The following is a 22183-nucleotide window of genomic DNA, read 5'->3' as shown; positions in this document are numbered from 1 at the left end:
TGAACGCCGTTCACTATAGTGGGGGCATGAGTCCCGAGACGAATCCCGCCCGTCACGACCGGGACAGCGTCTCGCGGACGGCCCTGGCCCTCCTCGACGAGGTGGGGCTGGCCGACCTCTCCATGCGCCGCATCGCGGCCCGGCTCGACGTGCAGCCCAGCGCTCTCTACTGGCACGTGGCGAACAAGCAGGAGCTCCTCGCCGACCTCGCCGACCGGATCACCGCCGGGGTTCCCGCCGGAGACGGCGGGGTCCTCGCGACTGCCCGCGCGCTCCGCGACGCCCTCTTCGCCTACCGGGACGGCGCGGAGCTCGTGCTCAGCACGTACGCGCTCCAGCTGGGCTCGGCCCACGCCCGCGAGGCTCTGGTCGCGGCCCTCCGCGCGGAGGGAGCTCAGGACGCCGAGGACCGCGGCGCCGCGATCCTGCATTTCGTGCTCGGTCATGCGACCCTCGTCCAGCAGCGGATGCACGCCGACAGTCACGGCGCCCTCCCGTCCTCCAGCGAGGTCGACGTGACGGCGGGTCTGGACCGGGTGTTCGACCTCGGTGTGATCGCCCTCGCCGGTGAGCTCAGCGCACCGAAGACTCCGCGGCGTGCCCGAGCCTGAGCCCGGGGATCACCGCGAGCAGCACCAGCCCGACGCCGAGGACGAACACGACCGCGAACGCATCCGCCCGGCCACCCAGAGTGGCGACGGCGAGCCCCGCCAGCGCGATCGCGACCGCCGAACCCGTCGCGTCCGAGATCGAGAGCGCCGAGGAGTTGAATCCCTGGTTCGACTCATCCGAGTAGGCGAGGGTCAGCACGGTGAGCCGCGGGTACAGCAGCCCCATGCCGCCCCCGGCGAACGCCCACCCGACGATCACGAAGATCGGCGAGGCGTCGAACGCCGCGGCGGCCAGCACGCAGAGCATCGCCACGAGCAACGCTCCCAGGCTGAGAGCCGTGATGCGGTGGTTGCCCAGCCGCTCACCGTAGCGACCCTGCGCGGCGGACGCACCGGCCCACGCGAAAGCGGCCAGCATGAGGGCGACCCCGGCCCAGGTGGCGGAGAAGTCGAACTTCCGCATGAGCAGGTACGGGATGTAGGCCTCCGCGGCGAAGAACGCGCCGGCCGCCACGCCGCGCATGAGCACGACACTGGGAAGGCCGGCGCCGGCGCGCAGCGTGCGTCGCGGCAGAAGGGGCAGCACGGCGACACCGATCGCGAGCACGGCTCCCAGCGCGACCGGCCAGCCGATCGCCGGATCGAGCTCGGCGGACAGTCCGATCACCACCGCGAGCACCGCGACGACGATGGCGAGCGAGAGGCGCGTGAGCAGCGCCCGCCGGTCCTGCGGCTCCCCGCGGCCGAGGTCGACACCGCGCAAACGGATCGCGATCATGGAGAACGCGATCGCGGTCAGCACCGCCACGCCCAGGAACGCCCATCGCCAATCGAGGTACTCCGCCACCGCTCCCGCGAGGAAGGGCCCGATCATCGACGGCACCACCCAGGCGGCCGCGAATGCCGCGAACACCCGCCCGTGCAGGTACGGCGGATACAGCCGCGCGACGACGACGTACAGAGCGACGGTCTGGCCACCGGCACCGAGCCCCTGCACCAGTCGTCCGATCAGGAACTGGGGCATCGTCGCCGCGAACCCGGAGATCAGCAGGCCGAGGATGAAGAGGGTGACGGCGGCGTACAGCGCGCCGCGCGGACCGCGCGCGTCCGACCAGGAACCGGCCGCGACCATCCCGATCACGCTGGTCGCGAGCGTGCCCGCGAAGGCGACGGCGTACAGCGACTGGCCGTCCAGGGCATCGCTGACGATCGGCATGACCGTCGTCACCGCGAGGGCCTCGATCGCGGCGAGGAAGATCAGGGCGACAGCGCCCAGAGTCACCCAGACCCGGCTGCGGTCCCAGATCGTGGCCGTCGGCTCCGCAGCCGTCATCGCTCGACGAGCGCGGCGATGCGCTCGATCGCCTCGGTGAGGATCTCGGGGCTGGTGCCGAAGTTGAGCCGCACGTGTCCGGCCCCTTCCTCCCCGAAGGCCGGGCCGAAGTGCAGCGCGACCTTCGCCTCGCGGAGGATCTGCCGGGCGGGATTGTCGCCCCAGCCGAGTGCCGAGAGGTCGATCCACGCGAGGTACCCCGCGTCCGGAATGCGGTAGCGGGCGGCGGGCAGGTGGCGGGCGAGGAGATCTTCCAGCAGCACGCGGTTCTCGTCGAGGGTGCGCAGGAGGCCGTCGAGCCAGGCGTCGCTCTCCTCCGAGAATGCGGCGACGGCCGCGAGCAGACCGAACTGTCCCGTCCGCCACTCCACCTCGACCGGCAGGTCGCGAACGACCGCGGACGTCTCTTCCGCGGCGGTCACCATGAGTGCGCACTTCAGTCCCGCGAGATTGAACGCCTTGCTCGCGCTGACGACGGCATAGCCGACCCGGGCTGCCGCGTCGCTCGTGGCGAGGAAGGGCGTGAAGCCCGCGCCGGGCTGCGCGAGCGGTGCATGGATCTCGTCCGAGACGACCGTCGCGCCGAACTCCTCGGCCAGGTCAGCCAGCGCGGCCAGCGTCTCCCGATCGTGCACGGTGCCCGTCGGGTTGTGCGGGTTGCAGAGGAGGATGGCCGTCGAGCCGTCCTCGAACGCGGCGCGGATCCCGTCGAGGTCGAGCTCCCACCGCGTCCCCGTGTCGCGCAGCGGCACCCGCTGCACCTCGGCTCCCGCCTCGGCGACGAGGTCGTAGAAGGGCGGGTAGACCGGAGGCGTCACGACGACGCGCTCCCCCGGCTGCGTGACGCGGCGGAGGATCTCGACGATGCCCATGCTCACGTCCGCCGTGCTGCGCATCCGTGCGGGGTCGGGACGCCAGCCGAAGCGGCGCTCCGCGAAACCCGCGTAGGCCTCCGCGAGCGGTGTCCGCGAGGCGATGTACCCGGTGTCCCCGAGGTCCAGCGCCCGCTGCAGAGCGGCGGTGATGGGCGGAGCGAGCGGGAAGTCCATCTCCGCGACGAAGAGGGGCAGCACGTCCTCGGGATACTCCCGCCACTTCTCGCTGGTGCGCTCGCGCAGCTCCGACAGCGGCAGGGCCTTGACCGACAGCATTCGTCCTCCGATTTCTCTCCGCGCCGATGCGGAGACGTCGAAGCGGGCGTGCCCGGCACGCCCGCTTCGTCTGGTGGTCAGGTGACCGGAACGCTCAGATCGCGAAGCCGAGCGCACGCATCATGTCGCGTCCGTCGTCCGTGATCCGCTCGGGTCCCCACGGCGGCATCCACACCCAGTTGATGCGGAAGCGGTCCACGACGTTGTCCAGGGCCTGCGCCGTCTGGTCTTCGAGGACATCCGTGAGCGGGCAGCCCGCACTGGTCAGCGTCATGTGGATGACGAGAGCGTCGTTCTCGTCGTCCCAGGCGAGGTCGTAGATGAGCCCGAGGTCGACGACGTTGATCCCGAGCTCAGGATCCATCACGTCCTTGAGGGCCTCGGTGACCGCGTCGTACTTCTCGTCCGTCAGGGTCGCTGTCATGCGATCAGCCTACGCCTCGATGGGAGCGGAGGGGTCGAGGAACCGGTCGTAGCCCTCGTTCTCCAGACGGTCGGCGAGCTCGGGGCCGCCCTCCTCGACGATCTTGCCCGCGACGACCACGTGGACGTAGTCCGGGCGGATGTAGCGGAGGATCCGGGTGTAGTGCGTGATGAGCAGCACACCGAGACCGGTGGACTCCTTCGCGCGGTTGACACCCTCGGAGACGATCTTCAGCGCGTCCACGTCGAGGCCGGAGTCGGTCTCGTCGAGCACGGCGAACTTCGGCTTGAGCACCTCGAGCTGGAGGATCTCGTGGCGCTTCTTCTCACCACCCGAGAAGCCCTCGTTGACGTTGCGCTGCGCGAACTTCGGGTCCATGCGGAGGTTGGCCATGGACTCCTTGACGTCCTTAGTCCACTGCCGGATCGAGGGCGCCTCGCCGTCGAGCGCGGTCTTCGCGGTGCGCAGGAAGTTCGTCACGGTCACGCCGGGGATCTCGACCGGGTACTGCATGGCGAGGAACAGGCCGGCGCGGGCGCGCTCGTCGACGCTCATCGCCAGGACGTCCTCACCGTCGAAGGTGATGGAGCCGGAGGTGACCGTGTACTTCGGGTGGCCGGCGATCGTGTAGGCCAGGGTGGACTTGCCGGAGCCGTTGGGGCCCATGATGGCGTGGGTCTCACCGGTGTTCATGGTGAGGGTGATTCCGTTGAGGATCGGGGTGGTCCCCGCCTCGGTCTCGACCGTCACATGCAGGTCGCGGATCTCGAGAACAGACATTCTTCAGACTTCCTTCGTCACAGCGGGATCGATGAGCACGTCGTCGCCGTCGATCTCGACGACGTAGACCGGAACGGGCTCATATGCGGGGAGATTCTGGGGCTTGCCGGTGATCAGGGAGAACGCCGAGCCATGAGCCCAGCACTCCACCGTGTCGCCTTCCACGAAGCCCTCGGACAGCGAGATGTCGCCGTGGGTGCAGGTGTCGCCGATGGCGTGGATGACGCCCTCGCCGTCCTTGATGACCGTGATCGGCACACCGTCCGGCTCGACGCGCAGCGGCGTGTCCTGCTCCAGCTCGGAGACGCCGCAGACGCGCTGCGCGGTCACGCGTTCACCTCGGCGAGCTCGGCCTCGATGGCGGCCAGCAGCTCCGACTCCAGGTCGGGGATGCCAAGGCGCAGCACGATGTCGGTGAGGAAGCCGAGAACCACCAGGCGGCGGGCCTCGTCCTCCGGGATGCCGCGAGCCTGGAGATAGAAGAGCTGCTCGTCGTCGAAGCGGCCGGTGGCACTCGCGTGCCCGGCGCCGACGATGTCGCCCGTCTCGATCTCGAGGTTCGGGATGGAGTCGGCGCGCGCGCCCTCCGTGAGCACCAGGTTGCGGTTGGCCTCGTACGAGTCGGTGCCGGTGGCATCCGCACCGATGAGCACGTCGCCGATCCACACGCTGTGGGCGCTCTCGCCCTGCAGCGCGCCCTTGTAGAGCACGTCGCCGGTCGTGTGCGGGCCCTTGTGGTGCAGGTACACCTGGCTCTCCAGGTGCTGGCCGGAGTCGGCGTAGGACAGCCCGTACAGGTAGCCCTCGGAGCCGGCACCGGCGAGCTCGACGCTCGGGTTCACGCGCACCACGCCGCCGCCGAAGCTCACGACGAAGTGCTTGAGCGTGGCGTCGGCCGCGACTCGCGCCTGGTGGGCGGCCGCGTGCACGGCGTCATCGTCCCACTGCTGCACGGAGACGACCGTGAGCTTCGCCCCGTCACGGACGATGATCTCGACGTTCTGGGCGTACTGCGCCGAGCCCTTGTGCTGCAGCACCACCGTGGCGAAGCTGTGCTCGAGGGCCTCGATCACGATGTGGGCATCCGCCCGGCGGTCGGCTCCGGTGCCCGTGAGCGACACGAAGATCGGCGCCGCGACCTCCTCCTCGCGCGGGATGCGGATGTGCAGCGCCTCGGAGGCGCCCTGCCACGCGACGGCGGCGGTGATGTCCTCGGCGAGGAAGACCTCGCCGCGCGGAGCGGTTCCCGCCGTGAGCGGTGCGCCGACGTACTGCTCGCCGGACGTGAAGGAGTACTGCACGCCCTCCTCGCCCTCCGCGGTGCGGAACAGCGGCGTGAGCGCGGCCACCGGCGTGTGCTTCCAGTTCACCTCGCGACCGGTCGGCGTGCCGAAGTCGTCCGGGTCGAACGAGTGCGGGCGCTCGGACCGGGTCTGCACCGGGACGTATCCCGCGTCCGCCACCTGGGCGGCCGGGTCGATGTGCGCGTTCGTGTGCTGCGCCTCGCTGGGCGCTGTCGTCGAGGCCGCCATTTAGCCGACCGATCCTTCCATGCCCATCTCGATGAGCTTGTTCAGTTCCATCGCGTACTCCATGGGCAGCTCGCGCGCGATCGGCTCGATGAAGCCGCGCACGATCATCGCCATCGCCTCGTCCTCGGGCATGCCGCGGGACTGCAGGTAGAAGAGCTGCTCTTCGCTGACCTTGGAGACCGTGGCCTCGTGCCCGAGCTGCACGTCGTCGACACGGATGTCGATCGCCGGGTAGGTGTCGGAACGGGACTTCGTGTCCACGAGGAGCGCGTCGCAGCGGACGGTGTTCGCGGAGTGGTGGGCGGCGGCGTCGACACGGACCTCGCCGCGGTAGCCGGCACGGCCACCGCCACGCGCGATCGACTTCGAGACGATCGACGACTGCGTGTACGGCGCCATGTGGATCATCTTCGCGCCGGCGTCCTGGTGCTGGCCGGGACCGGCGAACGCGACGGAGAGGGTCTCACCCTTGGCGTGCTCGCCCATCAGGTAGATCGACGGGTACTTCATCGTCACCTTGGAGCCGATGTTTCCGTCGACCCACTCCATGGTCGCGCCCTCGTGCGCCACGGCACGCTTGGTGACCAGGTTGTAGACGTTGTTCGACCAGTTCTGGATCGTCGTGTAGCGCACGCGGGCGTTCTTCTTCACGATGATCTCGACGACGGCCGAGTGCAGGGAGTCCGACTTGTAGATCGGGGCCGTGCAGCCCTCGATGTAGTGGACGTAGCTGTCCTCGTCGGCGATGATCAGGGTCCGCTCGAACTGGCCCATGTTCTCGGTGTTGATGCGGAAGTAGGCCTGCAGCGGGATCTCGACGTGCACGCCCTTGGGGACGTAGACGAACGATCCGCCCGACCAGACGGCGGTGTTCAGCGCGGCGAACTTGTTGTCGCCCGCCGGGATGACGGTGCCGAAGTACTCCTCGAAGAACTCGGGGTGCTCGCGCAGGGCGGTGTCGGTGTCCATGAAGATGACGCCCTGCTGCTCCAGGTCCTCGCGGATCTGGTGGTACACGACCTCGGACTCGTACTGCGCGGCGACGCCGGCGACGAGACGCTGACGCTCGGCCTCGGGGATACCCAGGCGCTCGTACGTCTCGCGGATCTCCTCGGGGAGGTCTTCCCAGCTCTGCGCCTGCTTCTCGGTGGAGCGGACGAAGTACTTGATGTTGTCGAAGTCGATGTCGCTGAGGTCGGCGCCCCACGTCGGCATCGGCTTGCGGCCGAAGAGCTGATAGCCCTTGAGGCGGGTCTTCAGCATCCACTCCGGCTCGTTCTTGAGGGCCGAGATCCCGCGGACGACCTCTTCGGAGATCCCGCGTTTGGCGACGGCACCCGCGGCATCCTCATCGTGCCAGCCGAATTCGTACACCCCCAGACCATCGAGCTCCGGGCGGTCGATCAGCACATCCGACATGCAACACTCTCCTCACAGGTCCCAAACGGTGTCATCCGCCCCGACACACCTGATCCCCGTCGAGTCTGCGGGAGCGGGTGCCGTTGGTGGGCCCTCATCACGGGCGCTTCCATCGCGCCTAAACTGTTGACGATGCTTCAGCGCTGTCAGCGCTCATCGCAACAATCCGATTCTACAGGTTCCGCCTGACGGACGGGCCGTGCGCCACGTCTTCGACGGGCCGGAGGACTTATGCCCGAGACGACCATCCCCACCGCTTCGACGACGCGGGCGACCCCCTCCCCCCGCTCCGCCGTCTGGGGTCGCGCGCTCACCGTCTTCGCCTGGTTGTCGTTCCTCAGCGAGACGATCATCATCGGCACCGGCGGCGCGGTGCGTCTGACGGGCTCCGGCCTCGGCTGCACCGAGTGGCCGCTGTGCACACCCGAGTCGCTCGTCCCGATCGTCGAGGTGCAGGGCATCCACGGGATGATCGAGTTCGGCAACCGGCTGATGACCGGCGTCGTCGGGATCATCGCGATCGCCGTCGTCCTGCTCGTCCTGCACACCATCAGCGGCCGACGGGCGCTCATCAACGCCCTGTGGTTCGCTGTCGGCGGTCTCGCCGGGGCGGCGGTCGCCTTCGCCCTGGTCTCGCTCACCGACTTCCCGGCGTTCCCCGTCGCCTCCGCCGTGCTCCTGATCGCGGTGATCGCGGCGGCGGTCCACTCGGTCCGCACGACGCCCGCCCGGCGGGACCTCGTCCTCCTCGCCTGGCTCGTGCTGATCGGCGTCGTCGCGCAGGCCTTGGTCGGCGGCATCACCGTGCTCACGGGCCTGAACCCGTTCATCGTCGGGTTCCACTACACGTCGTCGCTCCTGCTCGTCTGCATCACCGCCGCGTTCCTCGTGCGGCTGGCGACTCCGGAAGGACCGCGCGAACGGGCGGTCCCCACCTGGTTCGCGATCGTGACGCACATCACCGGCCTCGCCCTGGCCGTGACCATCCTGTTCGGCGTGCTGACGACCGGATCGGGCCCGCACTCCGGCGACGCCGACGTGCTGCGCCGCGGCTTCGACGCCACGGTCCTCGCCCATGTCCACTCCTGGCCGGGCTACATCCTCGCCGCGCTCGTACTCTTCCTGACGGTGTCCGCCTGGGTCCTGCGCCTGGAGCCCCGCCGGTGGCTGCTCGTGCTCGTCATCGCGATCCTCGTGCAGGTCGCCGTCGGCGTCTGGCAGGCGCGAGAAGGGCTTCCGCCCGTGCTCGTGGGCATCCACATGGTCCTGGCATCGCTCTCCGCCGCGACTTACACCGTCGTCGTGCTGCACCTCAAGCGCACCGCGTCCGTCCTACCCGCCCCTGCCGACTGACCTGCCGCACAGACGATCCATAGCGCGCGCACCGGGCGCTCATCACCGCATCGACCATCGTGGTCGACATGAACAAGACACTCACCCGCAGCGCCGGGTTCTGGCTCCTCATCGTCGTCTCCCTCGCCGCGGTCGGGGTCGGCGGCTGGATGATCGCCGGACAGGTCGGCACGATGACCACGACCCTGATGGACGGCACCGCCACCGGTGTCGAGGTGTACGTCGGTCAGTCGCTCGTCGTCGTCGGCGCCGTCGTCCTCGGCGCGGGCCTGGTGGGCCTGCTCCTGTCGCTCGGCCTCGTCGCCGCGCGCACGCTGGTCGCCACCCCCGTCACCGCCACGCCGATCGTCGAGCAGGAGGCGCCGATCATCCAGGACGAGACGGCCGAAACGGTCTCAGTCCCGCGCGAGGAGCCCGCTCTCCCGGCCGCCGCCGCAGAGTTCGCAGAGCCGCAGGTCGATGCGGAGCCGGCGTCCGCGGAGCCCCAGGCCGACGAGGGTCAGAAGGGCAGCAGCGGGTCGATCGCCACGGCGACGAACAGCAGCGTCAGGTAAGTGATCGAGGCGTGGAAGACCCGCATCGGCCGCGCCTCGGTCCCCCGCACCGCCTGGTTGTACAGGCGATGCGATTCGTAGATGAACCAGCCGCCGAAGACCAGGGCGGAGACGGTGTAGACGAGGCCCATGCCGGCGATCGGGACGAGCAGCAGCGAGCAGGCGACCGTGGCCCACGCGTACAGGATGACCTGCAGGCCGACCTGCGACGCGTTACGGGTGACGCCGAGCATGGGCACGTCGACGTCGTCGTAGTCGTCCTTGTACTTCATCGACAGCGGCCAGTAGTGCGGCGGCGTCCAGAGGAAGACGAGCAGGAACAGGATGAAGGCGGGCCAGTCGAGCGATCCGGTGACGGCGGACCAGCCGATGAGGACCGGGAAGCAGCCCGCGATGCCGCCCCAGATGATGTTCTGCTCGGTACGGCGCTTGAGGATCATCGTGTAGATCACGACGTAGAAGAAGATCGCGGAGGCCGACAGGACCGCCGTGAGCCAGTTCGTGGTGAACCAGAGCCACACGGTCGACACGATCGCGAGCGTCCACGAGAAGATCAGGGCACCGCGCGGGCTGACCTCGCCGGTCACGAGCGGGCGGTTCTCCGTACGGTGCATGTGCGCGTCGATGTCGCGATCGAGGTACATGTTGAACGCGCCGGCGGAACCGGCGCTCATGGACCCGCCGATGACGGTCGCGAGGACCAGCCAGAGATCGGGCAGCCCACCCTGCGCGAGGAACATGACCGGAACGGTCGAGACGAGGAGGAGTTCGAGGACTCGGGGCTTCGTCAGAGTGACGTAGGCGCTCACCGTGCGACCGATGGACGACTTCCGTACGGTCTGATCAGACATCGTCGAGATCTCGATCGCCTCCTCCGCGCGCGTTACCGGACAACCTCTCCAGTGTATGACACGCCGTGACGCCTTCCGCGCCTTCCGGCCCCCGGCCGCCGGGACCGTCACCGCTATGCTGAGAGCACTCGCGCGCCCGGTGCTGCGCACAAACCCGCCCGTCCCCGGACGATGCGGGATGCGCCAGGGAAGTTGCGGATGCGCCAGGGAATACCGGCGCCCTCGAAACTGTCGGAAAGGGCATGAACGTGTCGGAATTGCAGTGGGACGAGATCGATCGACGCGCGGTGGACACCGCCCGGATCCTGGCGGCCGATGCGGTCGAAAAGGTCGGCAACGGTCATCCCGGCACGGCGATGAGCCTGGCCCCCGCCGCCTACCTGCTGTACCAGCGTGTGCTGCGGCATGACCCGACCGACACCGACTGGCTCGGCCGCGACCGCTTCATCCTCTCGGTGGGCCACTCGTCGCTGACGCAGTATGTGCAGCTCTACCTCGGTGGGTTCGGCCTCGAGCTCGACGACCTCAAGGCGCTCCGCACGTGGGGTTCGAAGACGCCCGGCCATCCCGAGTACGGCCACACCAAGGGCGTCGAGATCACGACCGGTCCGCTGGGCCAGGGCCTCGCCTCCGCGGTGGGCTTCGCCTACGCCGCCCGCTACGAGCGCGGCCTCTTCGACCCGGATGCCGCGGCGGGCACCAGCCCGTTCGACCACTTCGTCTACGTGATCGCAGGCGACGGCGACCTGCAGGAGGGCGTGACCAGCGAGGCCTCCTCGCTCGCCGGTCACCAGCAGCTCGGCAACCTCATCGCCATCTACGACTCCAACCAGATCTCGATCGAGGACGACACGAACGTCGCCTTCACCGAGGACGTGGCTGCCCGCTACGAGGCCTACGGCTGGCATGTGCAGACCGTGGACTGGAAGAAGACCGGCGAATACGTCGAGGACGTCGCCGAGCTCCACGCCGCGATCGAGGCCGCCAAGGGCGAGAGCGACAAGCCGTCGCTCATCATCCTCAAGACCATCATCGGCTGGCCGGCACCCGGCAAGCAGAACAGCGGCAAGATCCACGGCTCGGCGCTCGGCGCCGACGAGCTCGCCGCCACCAAGAAGGTCCTCGGGTTCGACCCGGAGCAGACCTTCGTCGTCGCGGACGACGTGCTGGAGCGCACCCGCGGCCTCGCGGAGCGCGCCGCCGAGGCCCGCGCCGCCTGGCAGGAGTCGTTCGACGCCTGGGCCGCCGCCAACCCCGAGCGCAAGGCCCTGCTGGACCGCGTCGAGGCGCACGAGCTTCCCGCCGACATCGCGGAGGCCCTCCCGGTCTTCGAGGCCGGCAAGGACGTCTCCACCCGCGCCGCGTCCGGCCAGGTCATCAACGCGCTGGCCGCGCAGCTCCCCGAGCTCTGGGGCGGCTCGGCCGACCTCGCCGAGTCGAACCTCACCACGATCAAGGATGCGCCGTCGTTCATCCCCGCCGAGTGGTCGACGCACGAGTGGTCGGGCACGCCCTACGGCCGGGTGCTGCACTTCGGCATCCGCGAGCACGCGATGGGCGCGATCGTCAACGGCATCGTGCTGCACGGCCCGACGCGCGCCTTCGGCGGCACGTTCCTCATCTTCAGCGACTACATGCGCCCGTCCGTGCGCCTGGCGGCGCTGATGAACGTGCCGAGCATCTTCGTCTGGACGCACGACTCGGTCGCCCTCGGCGAGGACGGTCCGACGCACCAGCCGATCGAGCAGCTCGCGACGCTGCGCGCCATCCCGAACCTGGCCGTCGTCCGTCCGGCGGACGCCAACGAGACCGCTGCCGTGTGGCTCGAGATCCTCCGGCGCCACGAGGGACCGGCCGGCATCGCGCTGACCCGCCAGAACATCCCGGTGTTCCCGCGCGGCGAGGGCGAGGCCTCTGGCGACACGTTCGCCTCCGCCGCCCAGGCCGTCAAGGGCGCCTATGTGCTCGCCGAGGCGCCCGGCGGCACGCCGGACGTCATCATCGTCGCGACCGGCTCCGAGGTGCAGCTCGCGGTGAACGCCCGCGAGGTGCTGGCCGGCGAAGGCGTGAACGTCCGCGTCGTCTCCGCCCCGTCGCTGGAGTGGTTCGCGGAGCAGGATGACGCCTACCGCGAGAGCGTGCTGCCGTCGTCCGTCACCGCACGCGTGTCGGTCGAGGCCGGTTCCGTGCTCACGTGGCGCGGCATCGTCGGCGACCGCGGTCGCTCGGTCGGCATCGACCACTTCGGCGCCTCCGCCGACTACAAGACCCTCTTCGAGAAGTTCGGCATCACCACCGAGGCCGTCGTCGCGGCCGCCCGCGAGACCATCAAGGAGAACGCATGAGCACCCCCACCGCCCAGCTCGCCGCCGCCGGCGTCAGCATCTGGCTCGACGACCTCTCGCGCACCCGCATCTCCTCCGGCAACCTCGCCGAGCTGATCGCGTCGCGCAACGTCGTGGGCGTCACCACGAACCCGACCATCTTCGCGAACGCGATCACGGACAAGAACGACACGTCCTACGACGCGCAGGTCACCGAGCTCGCCGCGTCCGGAGCTTCCGCCGAGGACGCCGTGTTCGCCGCGACGACCCAGGACGTCCGTGCCGCGCTCGACGTCTTCCGCCCGGTGTGGGAGGAGTCCGGCCACGTCGACGGTCGCGTCTCGATCGAGGTCTCCCCCGACCTCGCCCACGACACCGACGGCACCGTGGCGCAGGCCAAGGAGCTGTGGAAGACCGTCGACCGCCCCAACCTCCTGGTCAAGATCCCGGCCACGAAGGCAGGGCTCCCCGCGATCACCGAGGCGATCGCGAACGGCATCAGCGTCAATGTCACGCTCATCTTCAGCCTGGAGCGCTACGCCGAGGTCATCGACGCCTACCTGACGGGACTGGAGCGCGCGCACAGCGGTGACTTCGACCTGTCCAGCATCCATTCGGTCGCCTCGTTCTTCGTCTCGCGCGTCGACACCGAGACGGACAAGCGTCTGTCGGCGATCGGCTCCCCCGAGGCGGAGGCGCTCAAGAGCAAGGCCGGTCTCGCGAACGCGCGCCTCGCCTACGAGCTGTTCGAGCAGAAGTTCGCCGAGAAGCGCGCACAGGACCTCCTCGCGCTCGGTGCGAACCTCCAGCGTCCGCTGTGGGCCTCGACCGGCGTCAAGGACCCGAACCTCCCTGACACGCTGTACGTGACCGAACTGGTCGCAGACGGCGTCGTCAACACGATGCCGGAGAAGACCCTCGAGGCGACGTTCGACCACGCCGTCGTCACGGGAGACACCATCACCGGCGGCTACGAGGAGGCCCGCGAGGTCTTCGCCGGGCTCGCCGAGGTGGGTGTCGACTTCGACGCCGTGACCGAGGTGCTCGAGGAGGAGGGGGTCGCGAAGTTCATCGACTCCTGGCACGATCTGCTCGCGCAGGTCACCGAGGCTCTGGAGGCACAGCGATGACCTTCGCCATCCACGCATCGGGCGCGGCGCGCGTCGCCATCGAGGAGACCGTGCCGGCCCTGGTCCACGACCTCGTCGCCTCCCGCATCACCGGTGGCGACGCCACGCTCTGGGGCCCGGCCGCCGAGGCCGAGGCGTCGGTCCGCCTCGGCTGGGTCGAGGCCGTCTCGGTCTCCCGCCCGCTCGTCGCCGAGATCGTCGCGCTGCGCGAGGAGCTCGCGTCGAAGGGCGTCACCCGCGTGGTCCTCGCCGGGATGGGCGGCTCCTCGCTCGCTCCCGAGGTCATCGCGCAGACCTCCGGCGTCCCGCTCACCATCCTCGACTCCACCGCCCCGGGTCAGGTGCTCGCCGCCCTCGACGAGGGTCTCGCCGAGACGGTCCTCGTCGTGTCGTCGAAGTCGGGCTCCACGGTCGAGACCGACTCGCAGCGCCGGACCTTCGAGGCCGCCTTCCGCGACCTCGGCATCGATCCCACCGAGCGGATCGTCGTGGTCACGGACCCCGGCTCCCCGCTCGACACCTCGGCACGCGAGGCCGGCTACCGGGTCTTCAACGCCGACCCGAACGTGGGCGGCCGCTACTCGGCGCTGACCGCCTTCGGTCTCGTCCCCTCGGGACTCGCCGGCGTCGACATCGACGAGCTCCTGGACGAGGCCGAGGCCTCAATGCTCGAGGTGGCCGTGGACTCCGCCGACAACCCCGCACTCCGTCTCGGAGCCGCGATCGCCGCCACGAGCCCCCGCCGCGACAAGCTGGGTCTGATCACCGACGGCACGCACATCAAGGGGCTGCCGGACTGGATCGAGCAGCTGATCGCCGAGTCCACGGGCAAGGAGGGCACGGGCATCCTCCCGGTCGTCCTGCTCCCGGTCTCGCCGGAGCTGGACCCGGTCCCCGCCGACCTCCAGATCGTGCGTCTCGTCGACGACGCCAACGAGTTCCACCTGCACGAACGGCACGAGGGCGAGATCCTCGTCAGCGGCACGCTCGGCGCGCAGTTCATCGTCTGGGAGTACGCCACGGCGATCGCCGGGCACCTCCTCGGGATCAACCCGTTCGACCAGCCCGACGTCGAGTCGGCCAAGGTCGCCGCCCGAGGTCTGCTCGACGCGCGCCCGGAGCCGACGGCTCCCGCGTTCGTCCAGAACGGTGTCGAGGTCCGGGTCTCCGACCCCGCCCTCGCCGCGTCGGGAACGGTCGAAGGCGTGCTGGACGCTCTCTGGGCGCAGCTCCCCGCCGACGGCTACGTGTCCATCCAGGCGTACGTCAACCGCCTCGAGGTGCCGCAGCTCCAGGGTCTGCGCGAACTCGTCGCCGCCGACTCCGGGCGCCCGACGACGTTCGGCTGGGGACCGCGCTTCCTGCACTCCACGGGCCAGTACCACAAGGGCGGCCCCGCGCAGGGCGTGTTCCTGCAGATCCTGGAGCGCACGGACGTGGACCTCGAGATCCCCGACCGCCCGTTCACGTTCGGGCAGCTCATCCAGGCGCAGGCGGCCGGCGACGCGGGCGTGCTCGCGGAGCACGGACGGCCCGTCGTCTCGCTGACGATCACCGAGTCCTCGGACGACGTGCTCGCCCTCTTCGAAGCCGCACAGAAGTAATCGCAGGAGAGCCCCCACCGATGTCTGTACCCATCTCGCGCGGGCACAACCCGCTGCGCGACCCCGACGATCGTCGTCTCAACAGGATCGCGGGACCCAGCGCCCTTGTGATCTTCGGCGTGACGGGTGATCTGTCCCGCAAGAAGCTCATGCCGGCGGTCTACGATCTCGCGAACCGAGGGCTGCTGCCGCCCGGCTTCGCGCTCGTGGGCTTCGCCCGCCGCGACTGGGAGGACCAGGACTTCGCCCAGGTCGTCTACGACGCGGTGAAGCAGCATGCCCGCACGCCCTTCCGCGAGGAGACCTGGACGCAGCTGCTCCAGGGCATCCGGTTCGTCTCCGGCGAGTTCGACAACCCCGACTCCTTCCGCAAGCTGCGGGAGACCGTCGAGAAGCTCGACGTGGAACGCGGGACCATGGGCAACCACGCCTACTACCTCTCGATCCCGCCGAAGGACTTCCCGCTCGTCGCGAAGCAGCTCAAGGACTCGGGCCTCGTGGGCGAGGACGCGGACGACGACGAGCGCTGGCGGCGCGTCGTCATCGAGAAGCCGTTCGGGCACGACCTCGAGTCGGCCCGTGCTCTCAACGCCGCCCTCGAGGTCGCGTTCCCTGCGGACTCGATCTTCCGCATCGACCACTACCTCGGCAAGGAGACGGTGCAGAACATCCTCGCGCTGCGCTTCGCCAACGAGCTGTACGAGCCGATCTGGAACCGCAACTACGTCGATCACGTGCAGATCACGATGGCCGAGGACATCGGCGTCGGCGGTCGCGCGGGGTACTACGACGGGATCGGCGCCGCACGCGACGTCATCCAGAACCACCTGCTCCAGCTCCTCGCGCTCACGGCGATGGAGGAGCCCATCAGCCTCTCCGCCGAGCATCTGCGAGCAGAGAAGGAGAAGGTCCTCGCCGCGGTGCACGTGCCGGAGGATCTCTCCCTCGCCACCGCGCGCGGACAGTACGCCGGAGGCTGGCAGGGCGGCGAGAAGGTCACCGGCTTCCTCGACGAGGACGGGATGGACCCCGAGTCGACGACCGAGACCTACGCGGCGATCAAGCTGGAGATCGACACCCGGCGCTGGGCCGGCGTGCCGTTCTACCTGCGGACGGGCAAGCGCCTGGGCCGACGCGTGACGGAGATCGCGGTGGTGTTCAACCGCGCACCGCAGCACCTGTTCGGCCGCGGCAACGCCTCGGAGCTCGGTCAGAACGCGCTCGTGATCCGCGTGCAGCCCGATGAAGGCGTGACGATCCGCTTCGGCTCGAAGGTGCCGGGCAACGGCACCAACGTCCGCGACGTGACGATGGACTTCGGCTACGGCCACGCCTTCACGGAGGCGAGCCCGGAGGCGTACGAGCGTCTGATCCTCGACGTCCTCCTGGGGGATCCGCCGCTGTTCCCGCGGCACGAGGAGGTCGAGCTCTCCTGGAAGATCCTCGACCCGGTGGAGAAGTACTGGGCCGCCCAGGGCGGCTCAGTGGAGCAGTACGCGCCCGGCTCGTGGGGACCGGCCTCGGCCGACGACCTGCTGGCCCGCGACGGACGAGTCTGGAGACGCCCGTGATCATCGACCTTCCCGACACGACCGTCAGCCAGGTCGCGAAGCAGCTCGTCAAGGTGCGCGAGGAGGGCGGCGCCGTCGCCCTCGGCCGCGTCCTCACCCTCGTCATCTCGGCCCGCAAGGGGGTCGCTGAGGCCGCCATCGACGCCGCGAACGATGCGTCGCGCGAGCACCCGATGCGCGTGATCGTGCTGACCACCGGCGACGGCGAGTCCCGACTGGACGCGCAGATCCGCGTGGGCGGCGACGCCGGTGCGAGCGAGGTCGTCGTGCTGCACGCGCACGGCGACGCCGCGAGCAACGAGGAGAGCCTCCTCACCGGTCTGCTCCTCCCCGACGCGCCGGTGGTGGCGTGGTGGCCGGATGAGGCTCCCACCGCTCCGGCGACGTCGCCTCTCGGCCGGATCGCCCAGCGCCGGATCACCGACGCCGCGACGTCCCCCGACGTCCGCGACCGGCTCGCGCTCCTCGGGCGCACGCACGCCCCGGGCGACACCGACCTGGCCTGGACGCGCCTGACGCACTGGCGCGAGCAGCTGGCCGCGGTGCTGGACCAGCCGCCGTACGAGACCATCACCGCCGTCGAGGTCCGCGGGGCGAGCGCCTCGCCGTCCACGGCGCTGCTCGCCGCCTGGCTGCAGATGGCACTCGACGTCCCGGTCCGGTGGTCGTACGAGGACCCGGAGCACTGGCAGGAGGGCATCAAGTCGGTGCGCCTCACGCGCGAGTCCGGCGACATCCTGCTCGAGCGGCCGTCGCCGGGTGTGGCCGTGCTCACCCAGCCCGACCAGCCCGATCACGACCTCCACCTGCCGCGGCGCACGCTGCGCGAGTGCCTTGCCGAGGAGCTGCGCCGGCTCGACCCCGACGTCCTGTACGGTCGAGTGATCACGGAGGGCTGGGAGAAACTCGGTCCGCCCGAGACAGGAGAGTGACCTCGATGCCGGGATCGTCCGCAGAGAAGCGGGTCGTGGTCGAATCCACCCCGACCACCCTCGCCCTCCGGGTCGCCGATCGCTTCCTCACCCGCGTCCGCGCGCGCACACGCAACGGCAGGCTGGCTCACATCGCCCTGACGGGCGGGTCGATGGGCGGCGCCGTGCTGCGCGCTGTACGGGAGAATCCGCGAGCCGCCGAGATCGACTGGTCGCTCGTCCACTTCTGGTGGGGCGACGAGCGGTACGTCCCTCGGGACGACGCGGACCGGAACGCTCTCCAGTCCCGAGAGGCGCTGCTCGACCACATCGACGTCCCGGCGGAGAACGTGCACGAGGTCGCCGGCTCCGACAGCGGACTCGACCTCGATCAAGCCGCCGCCGCGTATGCCGCCGAGCTCGCCCGTTTCGGCACCGAGGAGCACCCGTGGCCGTCGTTCGCGGTGTGCTTCCTCGGCGTCGGTCCCGACGGTCACATCGCCTCGCTCTTCCCGGACCGCGAGGAGGTCACCGTGACCGACGCCGCGGCGCTCCCGGTGCGGGACTCCCCCAAGCCTCCGCCCGAGCGGGTGACCCTCACCCGCCCTGTGCTGAATGCCTCCAAGCGCGTGTGGCTGGTCCTGACCGGTGCCGACAAGGCCTCCGCGCTGGGCCTCGCTCTCGCCGGCGCCAGTTACACGAGCGTTCCGGCAGCAGGGGCGAAGGGGCGCAAGCGGACGGTGTTCTTCGTCGACGAGGCGGCGGCATCCGAGGTCTCACCCGACCTCATCGACCAGGCCTACTGAGCGTCGGGGTCGCGCGTCTCGCGCGGGTCCGGCTGTTCCGGTGCGCCCGGTGACGGCGCCGCAGGCGGGGCCACGGGATCACTCCCCCTGGTGATGCCGAGGTCCTGGCTCTCGCTGAGGACCTGCGGATGGAACCGGGCGAGCCCGACGACACCCCAGACGGCGATGCCGCCGGCGACTCCGAAGATGATGAAGACCCACCACGGCGCCGCCGCGGCCTCGCCGAGCACGAGCATGCCGATGAGCACGGCGACCATAGGGTCGACGACCGTCAGGCCCGCGATGACGAGGTCAGGGGGACCGGAGCTGTAGGCGGTCTGCACGAAGTACGCACCCACCGCGCCCGCCGAGAGCAGCGCGAGCAGGCAGACCGCGGTGATCCACTCGAACTGGCCCGCCTCGATCCGCTTGATGATGACCTTCGCGAGGGTGGCGACGAAACCGTAGAGGATGCCGGCGCCGATGATGTAGAACAGCGCCCGCATCCGGTGCCGGAGGATCAGCCAGCATGCCCCGAGCACGATGATCACGACGAGCAGGATCGCGAGGATGACGAACAGCTCGCGGTCCGTGACCTCCTTCTCCGTGGCGTAGATCGCGGCGAAGAACACGAACAGGAAGATGCCGCCGACACAGGCGAGGATCGCCGTGAGGGATTGCCGCGTGGGAGCGTGGCCGGTGATGCGGGCGTTCAGCAACGTCGTGATGACCAGCGCGATGGCACCGAGCGGCTGCACCACGATCAGCGGCGCCTTGACGAGGGCGGCGAGCTGGCAGACGATCGCAAGACCCAGCATGAGCGTCCCGACCACCCACGATGGTCGCGTGAAGAGCCGCTTGAGCTGATCGAAGCTGAGGCCGGCGGCGCCGTCGGAGCCGCTGAGCCGCTCGACCTTCTCCACGCCGCGGTGCTGATACTGCGCCCCGAGTGACATGAACACCGCGCCGGCGAGGGCGAGCGGGATGCCCAGGAGCAGGCCGGGGTTCTGGAACGCTCCGACCAGCTGGTCGCCGACGTCCTCGACCGTCCCCATCCACACCCCTGCGCTCACAGTACGACCCTACCCGGAGAGTGCCGCCGACTAGGGTTGTGACGTGGCTGTCCTTCCGATTCGCATCATGGGCGATCCCGTCCTGCACTCCCCCGCCTCCCCCGTCGAGGCCATCACCGACGAGATCCGCACCCTCGTCGCGGACATGTTCGAGACCATGGACGCCGCGCCCGGCGTCGGCCTCGCCGCTCCGCAGGTCGGGGTGCCTCTGCGGATCTACACGTACTCCTATGTCGACGACGACGACCAGCCGTGGCGCGGTGTGCTCATCAATCCGGAACTGTGGATGACGCCGACGGAACCGGGCGCTCCCGACCCCGAGCTCGAGTCCGAGGGCTGCCTGTCCTTCCCCGGCGAGCGGTTCCCGTTGCGCCGGTCCGACCGCGTGCGCGTGACGGCGACGGACCTGGACGGTGGCCCCGTCACGCTGGAGGTGGACGGCTGGCGCGCCCGCATCATGCAGCACGAGTTCGACCACCTCGACGGCGTGCTCTACGTCGATCGCCTCTCGGACTCCGACTGGAAGACCACGCAGAAGATCGCCCGCAAGCGCGGCTGGGGGCGACCGGGTGCCAGCTGGCTCCCCGGCGTCGACGACCTCGAGGGCTGACCGCATTCAGGCCACGCACAGCATCCTTCAAGTTGCGTCATAGACTCCGGGCACTATAGCGTGTTCGCGGCGGGGATATTCAGCATGCCCCGCGTCACGCTCTGAAGGGGAAATCCATGATGAAGTCGCGCACCCGTCGCGCACTCGTGCTCACCGGTTCGGCCGTCGCCGTCTCGCTCGCCCTCACCGGTTGCAGCGCGATCAACAGCATCCTCGGCGGCGGTCGCGCCGACGCCGACCGCGACGAGGAGACCGGCCAGGTCACCGAGAGCGCGAACATCGACGTCTTCTCGGTGAAGCTCGGCGACTGCATGCTCGAGACCGGCTCCGGAATGCTCACCGACGCGAACGTCGTGCCGTGCTCCGAGCCCCACGACGAAGAGGTCTTCTACGAGATCAAGATGGACGACGGCGACTACTCGGAGGACGCCATCAGCGCCGCCTCCGAGGGCTGCATCGGCGACGCGTACACCTCCTTCGTCGGCGTCTCCTACCAGGAGTCCGCCCTGGACGTGACCACGCTCACCCCCAGCAAGGACTCGTGGGAGCAGGCCAACGACCGCGTGATCCAGTGCATCATCATCGACCCGGCCGGCCAGGTCGAGGGATCGCTCAAGGGCGCCGCACGCTGATCCGACGGCATCTCCACGAAGGGCTCCGCCATCAGGCGGGGCCCCTCGTCGTCCGGGTCGTGGGTCAGTCGTCGGAGGCGCGCAGCGCGAGCCACGCCGCGACGCGGTCATCCGGATCGCTCAGGGAGAGTCCGATCAGATCCTCGATCCGTCTGACGCGGGTCGTCAGCGTCTGCCGGTGGATGCGGAGTCGCGCCGCACTCTCGCTCCAGGCTCCGTTCGTCGCGAGGAACACTCGGAGGGTGTCCAGCAGCTCGGCCGGCCTCTCGGCGGCGCGCAGCGGATCGAGCAGTCGGGCGAGGCGGCCGGTCTGATCGCTGTCCAGCGCCCCGAGCACGAACGACACCGTCGGGATGGCCTCGTAGCGGACCACGCGCTCGCCCCCGGTGCGCGCGGCTTCGCAGGCGTGCCGCGCCTCGTCGATGCTGCGCGCGAGAGCATCGGTGCCCGCCGGTCGGCCGAGGCCGAGATAGAGGGTCGAGGCGAACGCCCTGGCGCGATGCGCGATCTGGTCGGCATGGTCCTCGCGCACGACGCCCTGGACGATTCCCCGCTGCGACGTGAAGACGTGCTCCGCGCCCAGCTCGTCGAGCCAGAGGCCGAGCAGATGCTCGACGTCGACACCGCTGGTCCGGGAGGCGAGGGCGAACCCCACCAGCACGCGCTCGTGCACGCCCCAGCGGCGGAGCAGACGAGTGGCCTCCTCCCCTCCCTCGCGCACGGTCTCGAACATCATCGAGCGGCCGAGGCGCTCCAGCTGACTGCTGTCCCTCGTGCGCATGAGCAGATCGAGCAGCGCCGCGGCCTGCGAACTCAGTTCCCGACCACGGCCGGAGCTGTCGTTACGCGGAGCGGTCACGAGCTGCGCGCTGATGTCCTGACCGGGACCGACCGGGTGCACCTGGAGGGCGCGATGCCGCACCCGCACCGGCCTGCCGACGGCGACCGCGATCGCGTCGTCGATGTGCAGGCTTCCGGCACCCGCCGTCGTGATGACCTCACCGTGCCGGTCCAGCAGCACCGCCCACCCGTCGATGCGGTGCGCGAGCTCGGCGATGACGCCGGTGATGCCGCTGCGTCGCGCCGCCAGCGTGAGCACCCGCATCGCCGAGGTGATGGCGCGAGCCTCCGCCGCCTGATCGACCGCGAGGAGCGAGGTCAGCGTCGGGACCAGCAGTGACGGCGGCATCGGCACCCCGACGATCGCCGTGATCCCCGCGTCCCGCACGGCTTCGCGAAGACGGGGGCTGTCGTCGCTCGTGACCGCCACGGCCTCCCCCAACGCGGCGCGCCGGTCGCCGGCGACGCCGAGGAGCGCGGTCTCTTCGGCCACGACGAGCGTCGCATGGAGCGGATCCACCGGTGGACCGAAGTCGTCGAGGGGCACGACCGCGTTGACGGGCCGCGCACCGGGAACGGCGCCGGGCAGCAGCTCCGCGCGGAGATATCGGGCCACCGAGGCGACGTCACGAGCCACCCTCCGATCATACAGATTGTCGAAGAGCAGCCGTTGTCTTCACATATCTGTCGGATGC

At 69.8% G+C, this 22183-nt stretch carries 21 protein-coding genes; 11 read left to right on the top strand and 10 right to left on the bottom strand.

Features of this window, described 5'->3' with window-relative positions:
* Positions 1-26 precede the first annotated feature (26 nt).
* The gene (locus AB0P08_RS06690; protein WP_363443663.1) at positions 27-611 is read left to right on the top strand and encodes a TetR family transcriptional regulator; all 585 of its coding nucleotides are present in this window, start codon (positions 27-29) and stop codon (positions 609-611) included.
* Here the strand turns inward: AB0P08_RS06690 and AB0P08_RS06685 are convergent.
* The 7 genes from AB0P08_RS06685 to sufB form a co-directional block, all read right to left on the bottom strand.
* The gene (locus AB0P08_RS06685; RefSeq protein WP_363588920.1) at positions 574-1944 is read right to left on the bottom strand and encodes an MFS transporter; all 1371 of its coding nucleotides are present in this window, start codon (positions 1942-1944) and stop codon (positions 574-576) included. The genes AB0P08_RS06690 and AB0P08_RS06685 overlap by 38 nt on opposite strands.
* The gene (locus tag AB0P08_RS06680; protein ID WP_363588918.1) at positions 1941-3095 is read right to left on the bottom strand and encodes a MalY/PatB family protein; all 1155 of its coding nucleotides are present in this window, start codon (positions 3093-3095) and stop codon (positions 1941-1943) included. Before AB0P08_RS06680 ends, AB0P08_RS06685 begins: the two co-directional genes overlap by 4 nt.
* A 94-nt stretch (positions 3096-3189) precedes the next feature.
* Positions 3190-3519, bottom strand: a complete 330-nt coding sequence (locus AB0P08_RS06675) for a metal-sulfur cluster assembly factor (RefSeq protein ID WP_017202280.1) — start codon at positions 3517-3519, stop codon at positions 3190-3192.
* Positions 3520-3528: 9 nt separating this feature from the next.
* Positions 3529-4299, bottom strand: coding sequence for a Fe-S cluster assembly ATPase SufC (sufC, locus tag AB0P08_RS06670; protein WP_025103648.1), 771 nt, complete (start codon positions 4297-4299; stop codon positions 3529-3531).
* Positions 4300-4302: 3 nt separating this feature from the next.
* A complete protein-coding gene (locus AB0P08_RS06665) occupies positions 4303-4629 on the bottom strand; it encodes a non-heme iron oxygenase ferredoxin subunit (protein ID WP_025103649.1) in 327 nt (108 codons plus the stop codon).
* Positions 4626-5831, bottom strand: coding sequence for a Fe-S cluster assembly protein SufD (sufD, locus tag AB0P08_RS06660; RefSeq protein WP_363588916.1), 1206 nt, complete (start codon positions 5829-5831; stop codon positions 4626-4628). The genes AB0P08_RS06665 and sufD overlap by 4 nt, the downstream gene beginning before the upstream one ends.
* Entirely contained in the window at positions 5832-7250 is a 1419-nt protein-coding gene (sufB, locus tag AB0P08_RS06655) for a Fe-S cluster assembly protein SufB (RefSeq protein ID WP_136052486.1), read from the bottom strand. It lies immediately after the preceding gene.
* A 231-nt stretch (positions 7251-7481) separates the two neighbouring features.
* Here sufB and AB0P08_RS06650 point away from each other — a divergent pair, with 231 nt between their 5' ends.
* Positions 7482-8603, top strand: coding sequence for a COX15/CtaA family protein (locus tag AB0P08_RS06650; protein WP_363588914.1), 1122 nt, complete (start codon positions 7482-7484; stop codon positions 8601-8603).
* Between the two features lie 68 nt (positions 8604-8671).
* The gene (locus tag AB0P08_RS06645; protein WP_363588912.1) at positions 8672-9157 is read left to right on the top strand and encodes a hypothetical protein; all 486 of its coding nucleotides are present in this window, start codon (positions 8672-8674) and stop codon (positions 9155-9157) included.
* Here the strand turns inward: AB0P08_RS06645 and AB0P08_RS06640 are convergent.
* The gene (locus AB0P08_RS06640; protein WP_187661634.1) at positions 9103-10008 is read right to left on the bottom strand and encodes a heme o synthase; all 906 of its coding nucleotides are present in this window, start codon (positions 10006-10008) and stop codon (positions 9103-9105) included. The genes AB0P08_RS06645 and AB0P08_RS06640 overlap by 55 nt on opposite strands.
* 248 nt (positions 10009-10256) lie before the next feature.
* On the opposite strand from AB0P08_RS06640, the gene tkt reads away from it, so the two are divergent.
* The 6 genes from tkt to pgl are packed head-to-tail and all read left to right on the top strand — an operon-like array spanning position 10257 to position 18354.
* Positions 10257-12353, top strand: coding sequence for a transketolase (gene tkt, locus AB0P08_RS06635; protein WP_363589662.1), 2097 nt, complete (start codon positions 10257-10259; stop codon positions 12351-12353).
* Entirely contained in the window at positions 12350-13462 is a 1113-nt protein-coding gene (tal, locus tag AB0P08_RS06630; protein WP_187661636.1) for a transaldolase, read from the top strand. Before tkt ends, tal begins: the two co-directional genes overlap by 4 nt.
* Positions 13459-15066: a phosphoglucose isomerase-related protein gene (locus AB0P08_RS06625; RefSeq protein WP_363588911.1), complete on the top strand. Its 1608-nt coding sequence runs from the start codon at positions 13459-13461 to the stop codon at positions 15064-15066. Before tal ends, AB0P08_RS06625 begins: the two co-directional genes overlap by 4 nt.
* Positions 15067-15086: 20 nt before the next feature.
* A complete protein-coding gene (gene zwf, locus AB0P08_RS06620; protein WP_363588909.1) occupies positions 15087-16637 on the top strand; it encodes a glucose-6-phosphate dehydrogenase in 1551 nt (516 codons plus the stop codon).
* On the top strand, positions 16634-17569 hold the full coding sequence (locus tag AB0P08_RS06615; RefSeq protein ID WP_187661639.1) for a glucose-6-phosphate dehydrogenase assembly protein OpcA: 936 nt from the start codon (positions 16634-16636) through the stop codon (positions 17567-17569). Before zwf ends, AB0P08_RS06615 begins: the two co-directional genes overlap by 4 nt.
* A 5-nt stretch (positions 17570-17574) precedes the next feature.
* Entirely contained in the window at positions 17575-18354 is a 780-nt protein-coding gene (pgl, locus tag AB0P08_RS06610; protein ID WP_187661640.1) for a 6-phosphogluconolactonase, read from the top strand.
* On the opposite strand, the gene AB0P08_RS06605 is transcribed toward pgl, so the two are convergent.
* On the bottom strand, positions 18348-19388 hold the full coding sequence (locus tag AB0P08_RS06605) for a DMT family transporter (protein WP_363589660.1): 1041 nt from the start codon (positions 19386-19388) through the stop codon (positions 18348-18350). The two genes, pgl and AB0P08_RS06605, sit on opposite strands and share 7 nt — an antisense overlap.
* A gap of 61 nt (positions 19389-19449) precedes the next feature.
* Here AB0P08_RS06605 and def point away from each other — a divergent pair, with 61 nt between their 5' ends.
* Both def and AB0P08_RS06595 read left to right on the top strand, forming a co-directional pair.
* Positions 19450-20016 (top strand): peptide deformylase, encoded by a 567-nt coding sequence (def, locus tag AB0P08_RS06600; RefSeq protein ID WP_363588907.1) that lies wholly within the window; start codon positions 19450-19452, stop codon positions 20014-20016.
* A 116-nt stretch (positions 20017-20132) separates the two neighbouring features.
* A complete protein-coding gene (locus AB0P08_RS06595; RefSeq protein ID WP_071329492.1) occupies positions 20133-20648 on the top strand; it encodes a hypothetical protein in 516 nt (171 codons plus the stop codon).
* A 64-nt stretch (positions 20649-20712) separates the two neighbouring features.
* Here AB0P08_RS06595 and AB0P08_RS06590 read toward each other — a convergent pair whose 3' ends face one another.
* Complete coding sequence (locus tag AB0P08_RS06590) at positions 20713-22125, bottom strand: PucR family transcriptional regulator (protein WP_363588905.1); 1413 nt, start codon at positions 22123-22125, stop codon at positions 20713-20715.
* Between the last annotated feature and the right edge of the window lie 58 nt (positions 22126-22183).

The organism is Microbacterium meiriae (genome assembly GCF_040686935.1).
Classification (GTDB): domain Bacteria; phylum Actinomycetota; class Actinomycetes; order Actinomycetales; family Microbacteriaceae; genus Microbacterium; species Microbacterium meiriae.
Note: the sequence above shows the minus strand (reverse complement) of the source record. Positions and strands in the feature narration are given on the sequence as shown.

Excerpts from the sequence above, each read along its gene's own strand:
- sufD (WP_363588916.1), bottom strand. The coding sequence starts at position 5,831 with ATGGCGGCCTCGACGACAGCGCCCAGCGAGGCGCAGCACACGAACGCG.
- tal (WP_187661636.1), top strand. The coding sequence starts at position 12,350 with ATGAGCACCCCCACCGCCCAGCTCGCCGCCGCCGGCGTCAGCATCTGG.
- zwf (WP_363588909.1), top strand. The coding sequence starts at position 15,087 with ATGTCTGTACCCATCTCGCGCGGGCACAACCCGCTGCGCGACCCCGAC.
- AB0P08_RS06605 (WP_363589660.1), bottom strand. The coding sequence starts at position 19,388 with ATGGGGACGGTCGAGGACGTCGGCGACCAGCTGGTCGGAGCGTTCCAG.
- AB0P08_RS06690 (WP_363443663.1), top strand. The coding sequence starts at position 27 with ATGAGTCCCGAGACGAATCCCGCCCGTCACGACCGGGACAGCGTCTCG.
- pgl (WP_187661640.1), top strand. The coding sequence starts at position 17,575 with ATGCCGGGATCGTCCGCAGAGAAGCGGGTCGTGGTCGAATCCACCCCG.
- AB0P08_RS06595 (WP_071329492.1), top strand. The coding sequence starts at position 20,133 with ATGATGAAGTCGCGCACCCGTCGCGCACTCGTGCTCACCGGTTCGGCC.
- sufC (WP_025103648.1), bottom strand. The coding sequence starts at position 4,299 with ATGTCTGTTCTCGAGATCCGCGACCTGCATGTGACGGTCGAGACCGAG.
- sufB (WP_136052486.1), bottom strand. The coding sequence starts at position 7,250 with ATGTCGGATGTGCTGATCGACCGCCCGGAGCTCGATGGTCTGGGGGTG.
- AB0P08_RS06645 (WP_363588912.1), top strand. The coding sequence starts at position 8,672 with ATGAACAAGACACTCACCCGCAGCGCCGGGTTCTGGCTCCTCATCGTC.
- AB0P08_RS06675 (WP_017202280.1), bottom strand. The coding sequence starts at position 3,519 with ATGACAGCGACCCTGACGGACGAGAAGTACGACGCGGTCACCGAGGCC.
- AB0P08_RS06625 (WP_363588911.1), top strand. The coding sequence starts at position 13,459 with ATGACCTTCGCCATCCACGCATCGGGCGCGGCGCGCGTCGCCATCGAG.
- AB0P08_RS06640 (WP_187661634.1), bottom strand. The coding sequence starts at position 10,008 with ATGTCTGATCAGACCGTACGGAAGTCGTCCATCGGTCGCACGGTGAGC.
- AB0P08_RS06685 (WP_363588920.1), bottom strand. The coding sequence starts at position 1,944 with ATGACGGCTGCGGAGCCGACGGCCACGATCTGGGACCGCAGCCGGGTC.
- AB0P08_RS06650 (WP_363588914.1), top strand. The coding sequence starts at position 7,482 with ATGCCCGAGACGACCATCCCCACCGCTTCGACGACGCGGGCGACCCCC.
- AB0P08_RS06680 (WP_363588918.1), bottom strand. The coding sequence starts at position 3,095 with ATGCTGTCGGTCAAGGCCCTGCCGCTGTCGGAGCTGCGCGAGCGCACC.